The following is a 9612-nucleotide window of genomic DNA, read 5'->3' on the forward strand; positions in this document are numbered from 1 at the left end:
GGCGTCCATGTGTTCGGCGAACGCGGGTTCGGCGTCCAGGAGGTCGACGGCCATGCCGGGCCATTGCGACCCTTGCCCCGGAAAAATGAACACGATCTTCGGATCGTCACCGAAGAATTCTCCGGAGACGACGTTCTCCGCGGTTTCGCCTTCGGCGAATGCGCGCAGGCCGTCCAGGAAGTCTTTCCGCGTGGAGCCGATGACTACGGCGCGATGGTCGAATACCGCTCGCTTCGACGTGAGCGAATGGCTTACCTCGGCGGGAACGAGTCCGGGATCGGCGGCGGCGAATTCCGCGAGCCGCGCCGCCTGATCGCGCAGCGCCTTCTCGGACTTCGCCGAAATGGGCCACGGCACGATTCGCGCCTCTGAAGCGCCGCCGTCGCCGCTCTCCTCCGAAGAGTCGCTTTCTTCGGCGGCCGGCGGGGATTCGAGGATGATGTGGGCGTTGGTGCCGCTGATCCCGAACGATGACACCCCGGCCCGGCGGGGGCGTCCGGTGTCGGGCCAGGCGGTGGTCTCGGTGAGGAGGGAGACCGCGCCGGTTTCCCAGTCGACGTGCGGGGACGGCTCGTCCACGTGCAGGGTCTTGGGCAGGACGCCTTCCTGCATCGCCATGACCATCTTGATGATCCCGGCGATACCTGCGGCGGCCTGCGTGTGCCCGATGTTCGACTTGATGGACCCGAGCCGCAGGGGCTGGCCGTCCGGCCGGTCCTGCCCGTAGGTGGCCAGGAGCGCTTGCGCCTCGATCGGGTCGCCGAGCGTGGTGCCCGTCCCATGGGCTTCGACGGCGTCGATCTCGTCAGGGGTGAGACGCGCGTCGGCCAACGCAGCCCGGATGACGCGCTGCTGTGACGGCCCGTTCGGCGCGGTGAGCCCGTTGCTGGCGCCGTCCTGGTTGAGGGCGCTGCCCCGGACGACCGCGAGGATGTGGTGGCCCTTGCGCCGGGCCTCCGAGAGGCGTTCGAGCACGACCAGGCCGACGCCTTCGCCCCATCCGGTGCCGTCGGCGGCGGCGGCGAACGGCTTGCAGCGGCCGTCGGGGGCGAGGCCGCGCTGCCGGCTGAACTCTGTGAAGACCATCGGCACCGACAGGACGGTGGCGCCGCCCGCCAGGGCCATGTCGCATTCGCCCTTGCGCAGCGCCTGGCAGGCCAGGTGCAGGGCGACGAGCGAGGACGAGCACGCCGTGTCGATCGTGAGGGCGGGCCCCTCGAAGCCCAGGGTGTAGGCGATGCGGCCGGAGGCGACGCTGGTCGTCGTCCCGGTGACCAGGTACCCGTCGGTGCTCTCCGGCAGGTTCGCGCCGACCGCGTAGTGCTGCGCGATGACGCCGGCGAACACGCCGGTGCGGCTGCCGCGCAGGGTCCCCGGGTCGATCCCGGCGCGCTCGACGGCCTCCCAGGCGGTCTCCAGCAGCAGCCGGTGCTGCGGGTCGGTGGCGAGGGCCTCGCGGGGGCTGATCCCGAAGAACTCGGCGTCGAAGTCGCCCGCGTCGTAGAGGAACCCGCCCTCGCGGACGTAGGTCTTGCCGCGCCGCCCGGGGTCCGGGTCGTACAGCGCGGACACGTCCCAGCCCCGGTCGGTGGGCAGTCCGGAGACGGCGTCGCGGCCTTCGGCGAGCAGCTCCCAGAGTGCCTCGGGCGAGTCCGCGCCGCCGGGGAACCGGCAGCCCATGCCGACGATCGCGATCGGCTCGTCCGGCTCGGCGGCGGTGACGGGCGCCGCCGCGGCCGCGTCCGCCTCGCCGAGCAGCCGCGCCCGCAGATACGGCGCCAGCAGGGCGGGCGTCGGGTAGTCGAAGGCGAGCGTGGCGGGCAGCCGCAGCCCCGTGGCGGCGTTGAGCCGGTTGCGCAGCTCGACGGCGGTGAGCGAGTCGAAGCCGAGGTCCTGGAAGGGCCGGTCCGGCGGGACGGAGCCGAGGCCGTCGTGCCGGAGGACGGAGGCGACCTGCGTCCGCACGAACTCCAGCAGCATGCTCTGCTGCTCGTCCTCCGCCAGTCCCCGGAGCCGTTCCGTCAGCTGCCCGCCGCCCGCGTCCAGCCGCCGGAGAGGCGCGCGGAACAGCCCCCGGAGCAGCGGCGGCACCTCGCCGTCGGCCATCCGCGCACGCAGCGCGGCGGTGTTGAGCTGCGCGGGGATGAGGGTGGGCCGATCGCTGGCGAGTGCGATGTCGAGGAGGGCGAGGGCCTGGTGAGTGCTGAGGGGGGTCAGCGGGCTGCGGTCGACGTCGATCTGTTGGGTGAGGGCGCTGGCCTGTTGCCAGAGTCCCCAGGCGAGGGAGGTGGCGGGGAGTCCTTGTGCGTGGCGGTGGTGGGCGAGGGCGTCGAGGTAGGTGTTGGCGGCGGCGTAGTTGGCTTGTCCCGGGTTGCCGAGGGTTCCGGCTGCGGAGGAGTAGAGGACGAAGGCCGACAGGTCGCGGTCTTGGGTGAGTTCGTGCAAGTGCCAGGCCGCATCGACCTTCGGACGCAGCACCGCGTCCAGGCGGTCGGGCGTGAGGTTCGGAACGGTGGCGTCGTCGATGACGCCGGCGGTGTGGATGACGGCGGTCAGGTCCGGCACGTCCTCCAAGAGGCGGGCCAGGGCCGCGCGGTCGCTGGTGTCGCAGGCGGTGACGGTGACGCCGGCGCCCAGCTCGGTGAGTTCGGCGGCGAGTTCGTCGGCCCCGGGCGCGTCCGGGCCTCGGCGGCTGACGATCAGCAGCTTCCGGACGCCGTGCCGGGTGACGAGGTGGCGGGCGGCGAGGGCGCCGAGGGTGCCGGTGCCGCCGGTGATCAGGACGGTGCCGTCCGCGTCCAGACCAGAGGGCCTGTCGTCGGCCGGGGGCTGCGCACGGACCAAACGCGGCGCGTAGACACGCCCGTCCCGGACGGCCAGCTGCGGCTCGTCGGTGGCCAGCGCCGCCGGGACAGCGGACTCGTCCGTGCCGTCCAGATCGATGAGGACGAAGACGTCCGGGTTCTCGTTCTGCGCCACCCGGACCAGGCCCCAGACCACCGCCACCACCGGATCGTCGACCGCGCCGCGAGTGAGCAGGACGAGACGGGAGCCGTCGAGCCGGTCGTCGGCGAGCCACTCCTGGAGGAGGGCGAGCGTTTCGCGGGCGAGCGCGTGCGGGTCGTCGCCGGCGCAGTGGACGAGGACGGTGTCCGGGAGGTCGGCGCCTTCCGCGATGGCCGACCGCAGCGCGGCGATGCCCGGGTGGGCGGGGCCGACCGGCCGTGCCGGTGCCGAGGCCGGAGCGGAGACCGGCGTCCATTCCAGTTGGAAGAGCGAGTCGCGCAGCCGGATGCGGTCGCGCTCGGCGGCGGCGAGCGGACGGAACGCGGCGCTCTCGACGGCGGCCACGAGCGTGCCCGACGGGTCGGTGAGGGAGAGCGCGCCGGACGGTGACCGGTGCACGCGCAGGCTGGTCGCACCGGTGGCGTGGAGGGCGATCCCCGACCACGAGAACGGCCGTTCGTCCTCGTCGGCGACGGCCCGGTGCGCCGCCTCCAGCAGCGCCGGGTGGACGCCGAAGCGGGCGGCCTGCGGGTGCAGCTCCTCGGGCAGCGCCACGTCGGCGTCCCGCCCGCCGCCGTTCCGCGAATCCACGGGCGGGGCTTCGCCGGGGTCGCCGCCGAGCGTGCCGGTGGCGTGGCAGACCCAGGCCCCGTCGTCGCCCTGCGCCGCGACGGGCCGGGAGTGGACGGTCAGGGCGCGGTGCCCGGTGTCGTCGGGGGCGGCGACGGCGACCTGGAGCTGGACGGCGCCGCCGTCGCCGGACAGGTCGAGCGGCTCCCGCAGCTCCAGCTCGGCGACCCGGTCGGCGCCGGTCTGGCGGGCGGCGTGCAGGGCCAGCTCGACGAACACGCCGCCCGGCAGCACCGGGTCGTCGGCCAGCCACGGGGACGTCCGGGCGGAGACGCGTCCGGTGAGCAGGTAGCCGTCGCCGGTCGCGAGGGTGAGGGCGGCGCCGAGGAGGGGATGGTCGGCGGTGTCCAGCCCGAGGCTGCCGGGCTCTCCCGCGCCGACCGCGCTCTCCGGCCAGTACCGCTGCCGCTGGAACGGGTAGGTGGGCAGCGGCACGGTGCGACGGGCGGCAGCCGGGGCCGGGCCGAAGAAGAACGTCCCCCAGTCGACGTGGACGCCGTGCGTGTGGGCGTCCGCCAGTGCGGTGACCAGGCTTTCGGGCTCGGGCGTCCGTCCGCGCAGCGCCGCGATCAGGACGGCCCGGTCGCCGTCCGGGGCGTCGGACAGGGCGTCGGTGCCCATCGCGGTGAGGGTGCCGCCGGGCCCGAGTTCGAGGAAGGCGACCGTGCCCGCCTCGTGCAGCGCCCGGACGCCGTCGCGGAACCGGACCGGCATGCGGATGTGGTCGGCCCAGTAGCCGGGGGTGCGGATCAGGTCCGGGTCGGCGATCCCGCCGGTCAGGTTCGACACGATCGGGATCTGCGGCGCGTCGTACCGCAGTTCGGCGGCGATCGCGCGGAACTCGTCCAGCACCGGGTCCATGTGCGGGGAGTGGAAGGCGTGGCTGACGTTCAGCCGCTTGCTCTTGCGGCCCTGCTCGGCCCAGTGGGCGGCGACCGCCAGCACGGCCTCCTCGTCCCCGGAGACCACGGTGGAGCGCGAGCCGTTGACGGCGGCGATCGCGACGGTGCCCGCGCGTCCGTCCAGCGAGCCGAGGACCTCCTCCTCGGACGCCTGGACGGTGAGCATGATCCCGTCGGCGGGGGCGCTCTGCATGAGCCGCCCGCGCGCCGCGACGAGGACGCACGCGTCGTCCAGCGAGAGCACTCCGGCGGCGTGGGCCGCGGTGACCTCGCCGATGGAGTGCCCGGCGAGGTGGTCGGGCCGCAGCCCCCAGTGGGTCACGAGCCGGAACAGCGCGGTCTCCAGGGCGAAGAGGGCCGCCTGGGTGTAGCGGGTCTGGTCGAGCAGGTCCCCGTCGCCGAACATGACCTCCTTGAGGGGACGGTCGAGGTGCGGGTCCATGCGCTCGCACACGGCGTCGAGCGCCTCGGCGAACACGGGGAACGCCTCGTACAGTCCGCGGCCCATGCCGGGGCGCTGGCTGCCCTGGCCGGTGAACAGGAAGGCCGTCTTGCCGTCGCGGGCCTGCCGCGCGGTGATCTCGGCCAGCCCGGACACGAGCTGTTCGCGGGTCCGGCCGACGACGGCGGCGCGGTGCTCGTGGTGGGCTCTGGCGGTGGCCAGCGTGCGGGCGACGTCGGCGGCGTCGAGGCCGGGATGCCGGTCGAGGTGCTCGGCGAGGCGGGCGGCCTGGTCGTGCACCGCCTGCTCGGTCTTGCCCGACAGCAGCCACGGGACGATCTCCGGCTCGGGTGCGTCCGCCGGTCCGGCGGCCGTCTCCTCGGCGGCGGCTTCGGGCGGGGCTTCGAGGATGATGTGGGCGTTCGTGCCGCTGATCCCGAACGACGACACCCCGGCCCGGCGCGGATGGTCGGTCTCCGGCCAGGCGGTGTTCTCGGTCAGGAGGGAGACCGCGCCGGACTCCCAGTCGACGTGCGGCGTGGGCTCGTCCACGTGCAGGGTCTTGGGCAGGACGCCCTCCTGCATGGCCATGACCATCTTGATGATCCCGGCGACGCCGGCGGCGGCCTGCGTGTGCCCGATGTTCGACTTGATCGACCCGAGCCAGAGGGGACGGTCGTCCGGCCGGTTCTGCCCGTAGGCGGCCAGCAGCGCCTGGGCCTCGATCGGGTCGCCGAGCGTGGTGCCCGTCCCGTGGGCCTCGACGGCGTCGATCCCGTCGGGGGAGACGTGCGCGTCGGCGAGCGCTGCCCGGATGACGCGCTGCTGGGACGGCCCGTTCGGTGCGGTGAGCCCGTTGCTGGCGCCGTCCTGGTTGACGGCACTGCCGCGGATCACCGCGAGGATCTGGTGCCCGTTCGCCTGCGCGTCCGACAGCCGCTCCAGCAGCAGCAGGCCCGCGCCCTCGCCCCACCCGGTGCCGTCGGCGGCGGCGGCGAACGCCTTGATCCGCCCGTCGGGGGCGAGGCCGCGCTGCCGGCTGAACTCGGTGAAGATGGCCGGGGTCGCCATGACGGTGACACCGCCGGCGAGGGCCATGTCGCACTCGCGGCCGCGGAGGGCCTGGCACGCCAGATGGGTCGCCACGAGCGACGCCGAGCAGGCGGTGTCCACCGTGACCGCGGGGCCGTGGAACCCGAAGGTGTAGGCGATCCGGCCGGACACCACGCTGGCGGACGTGCCGGTCACCAGGTAACCCTCGACGGTCTCCAGGTCGTTCAGCAGCCGCCGCGCGTAGTCCTGGCCGTTGCCGCCGACGAACACCCCGGTGCGGCTGCCGCGCAGCGCGTCCGGGACGAGTCCGCCGCGCTCGAACGCCTCCCAGGCGGTCTCCAGCAGGATCCGCTGCTGCGGGTCCATCGCGAGGGCCTCGCGGGGGCTGATGCCGAAGAACCCGGCGTCGAACCGGTCCGCGCCGTCCAGGAACGCGCCCCGGCGGACGTAGGTCCGGCCGGTGCTGCCCGGGTCGGGGTCGTAGAGCTCGCCGGCGTCCCAGCCGCGGTCGGCGGGCAGGTCCGACAGGACGTCGGCGCCGTCCACCAGGAGCCGCCACAGCTCCTCGGGCGACCCGGCGCCGCCGGGGAACCGGCAGCCCGCCGAGACGATCGCGATCGGCTCGTGCTCCCGCGACTCGGCCTCCCGCAGCCGCCGGTTCGCCTGGCGCAGATCGGCCGTCGCGCGCTTGAGGTAGTCGCGCAGGCGCTGCTCGTTCACCGCGTTCATGCAGACCTCACCAAAGGTTCAGGAGATTCCGAGCTCGTTGTCGAGGACGCCGAACAGCTCCTCGTCGGACACGGCCGCCAGGTCCTCCTCGGCGCCGGACCCTTCGTCGAACTTCCACACCAGGGCGCGCAGCCGCGCGGCGAACCGCGAGCGCGCCTCCTCGTCGAGCGCGGCGCCGGCGAGCGCGGCCTCCAGCGCGTCGAGTTCGGCCAGCCCCGGCCCGGCCTCGGCGGGCGGCGCCACCCGCTCGCCGAGGAACCCGGCCAGCGCGGCGGGCGTCGGGTGGTCGAACACGGCGGTCGCGGGCAGCCGCACCCCGGAGACGATGCCGAGCCGGTTGCGCAGCTCCACCGCGGTGAGCGAGTCGAAGCCGAGGTCCCGGAACGGGCGCTCCGCGGCGACCGCGTCCGCCGACCCGTGCCCGAGGACGGCGGCGATCTGCCCGCGCACCAGGTCGAGCAGCAGCTCCGCCCGCTCGGCCTCCGCCAGCCCCGCCAGCCGCCGCGCGAGCGAGGAGGCGTCCGCCCCGGCGCGGCGCGGCGGCAGCCGCAGCAGGTGGCGGAGCATCCCGGGCACGGCCGTGTCGGCGGCGCGGGCGCGCAGCGCCACCAGGTCCAGCCGGGCGGGGACGAGATGCGGCCGGCCGGGGAGCGCGAGGGCGGCGTCGAACAGCTCCAGGCCCTCCGCGGACGCGAGCGGCATGATCCCGCCTCGGCGCAGGCGGGCCTGCCCGGCCTGGTCGAGCCGCGCCGTCATCGTGCTGGTCTCGGCCCACAGCCCCCAGGCGAGCGACTGGGCGGGCAGCCCATGCGCCCGCCGGTGCGAGGTGAGCGCGTCCACGAAGGCGTTGGCGGCGGCGTAGTTGGCCTGGCCGGCGTTGCCGAGGGTCCCGGTGGTCGACGAGTAGACGATGAACGACTGGAGCCCGCGGTCCTTGGTGAGTTCGTGCAGGGTCCAGGCGCCGTCGGCCTTGGGGCGCAGGACGGTGTCGAGGTGGTGGGGGGTGAGGGTGGGGAGTGTGGCGTCGTCGAGGTGTCCTGCGGTGTGGACGACGGCGGTGAGGTCGGTCGTCTCGGCGAGGAGCGCGGCGAGGGCGGCGCGGTCGGCGGTGTCGCAGGCGGCGATGGTGACGTCCGCGCCGAGGCCGGTGAGTTCGGCGGCGAGTTCGGTCGCGCCGGGGGCGTCCGTGCCTCGTCGGTTGGTGAGCGTCAGTTTGCGGACGCCGTGGGTTGTGACGAGGTGGCGGGCGAGGAGGGTGCCGAGGGTGCCGGTGCCGCCGGTGATCAGGACGGTGCCGTCGCCGAACGCGGACGGCCGGTCGCCGGGGTCTGCGGCCGGGGAACGGGTGAGGCGCGGTGCGTAGAGGCGGCCTTCGCGGATCGCCAGCTGAGGCTCCCCGGTCGCGAGGGCGGCGGGCAGTGCTGCGGCGGAGGCGTCCGTCCCGTCCAGGTCCACGAGGACGAACCGGTCGGGGTGCTCGGCCTGCGCGGCGCGGAGCAGCCCCCACACGGCGGCGGCCGGGAGGTCGGCGACGTCCTCGTCCGGACGGGCGGCGACCGCGTTCCGCGTCACGACGGCGAGCGAGGTGTCGGCGGTCCGTTCGTCGCTGATCCAGTCCTGGAGCAGCGCCAGCATCCGGTGCGTGAGGGCGCGCGTCCGCGCGGGCGGTTCGGTTTCGCCGTCCCCGTCGGCTGCCCCTTGGACGCACAAGACTGCGGCCAGGGACGTTGCCGCGCCCGTGTCGAGAGCGGCGCGGAGCGCGTCGGCGTCCTGGTGCAGTGTGACCTCCGCCGTCGTCGCCGTGGCCGGGGCGGAGACCGCGTGCCACTCCACCTCGAACAGGGCGTCGTGGGTGCCGGTCCGGCGCGGCAGGTCGGCGGGGGAGAACGGCTTCAACATCACCGCGTCGATGTGGGCGACCGGGGCGCCGTCCGCGTCGGTGAGGAAGACCGTGACGGCGTCGTCCCCGGCCGGGGAGATCCGCGCCTTGAGCGCGGTCGCGCCGGGCGCGCCGAGCAGGGTCACGCCGGTCAGCGCGGAGGGCAGCCGCAGTGCGCCGTCGTCGTCGCCGTCGAGCAGCACCGGCTGTAGGACGGCGTCGAGCAGCGCCGGGTGGACGCCGAAGTCCGCTGCGGTGGCGTCCTCGGGGAGGTCCGCCTCGACCAGCACGTCGGTGCCGTCGCGCCATGCCGCCCGGACGCCCTGGAACACCGGGCCGTGGCCGAGGCCGGTCCGCAGCAGCCGGTCGTAGAGGCCGGCGACGTCGATCGGGCGCGCTCCGGGTCCGGGCGTGACGGACCGCTCGGCGGTCTCGCCGCCGCTGCCGATCACGCCGGTGGCGTGCAGAGTCCAGGGGGCGTCGTCCGCCTCCCTCGCGTGCAGGGACAGCTCGGAGGCGGCGACCGTCACACGCAACTGCACCGACCCGTCCTCGGGGAGGACCAGCGGGGTGCGGATCGCCAGTTCCTCGACGCGGTCGCCGCCTTCGCGCAGCGCGGCGAACAGGGCGAGCTCGGTGATCGCGGAGGCGGGCAGGACGACCGCGTCCAGCACGGCGTGGTCGGCCAGCCACGTCTGGTCCTTGACGGACAGGCGGCCGGTGAAAACCGTCCCCTTCCCCTCAGGGAGTTCCACCGCCGTGCTCAAGAGCGGATGCCCGGTGGGCGTCAATCCCGCTGCGGAAACGTCCCCATTGCCGGGCGGAGTATCCAGCCAGTAGCGCTGGTGTTGGAAGGGGTAGGTGGGGAGTTTGTGTGGGGGTGTTTTGTGTGTGGGTTGGTGGTTCCAGGTGGGGGTGGTGCCGTGGGTGTGTGTTTGGGCGAGGTGTTTGTGGAATTGGGTGGGGGCGTG

Annotated in this window: 2 protein-coding genes; both read right to left on the reverse strand. The window is 74.4% G+C overall.

From position 1 onward, the window contains the following. Nucleotides 1-6762: type I polyketide synthase (locus tag AB0K34_RS44800; protein WP_364554608.1), on the reverse strand; the 6762-nt coding region annotated here is incomplete at its 3' end. An 18-nt stretch (nt 6763-6780) separates the two neighbouring features. Then, nucleotides 6781-9432 carry a type I polyketide synthase gene (locus AB0K34_RS44805; RefSeq protein WP_364554610.1) on the reverse strand — a complete coding sequence of 884 codons (2652 nt, stop codon included), beginning with the start codon at nt 9430-9432 and terminating at the stop codon, nt 6781-6783. Between the last annotated feature and the right edge of the window lie 180 nt (nt 9433-9612).

This window comes from Actinomadura sp. NPDC049382, assembly GCF_040677125.1.
GTDB lineage: Bacteria > Actinomycetota > Actinomycetes > Streptosporangiales > Streptosporangiaceae > Spirillospora > Spirillospora geliboluensis.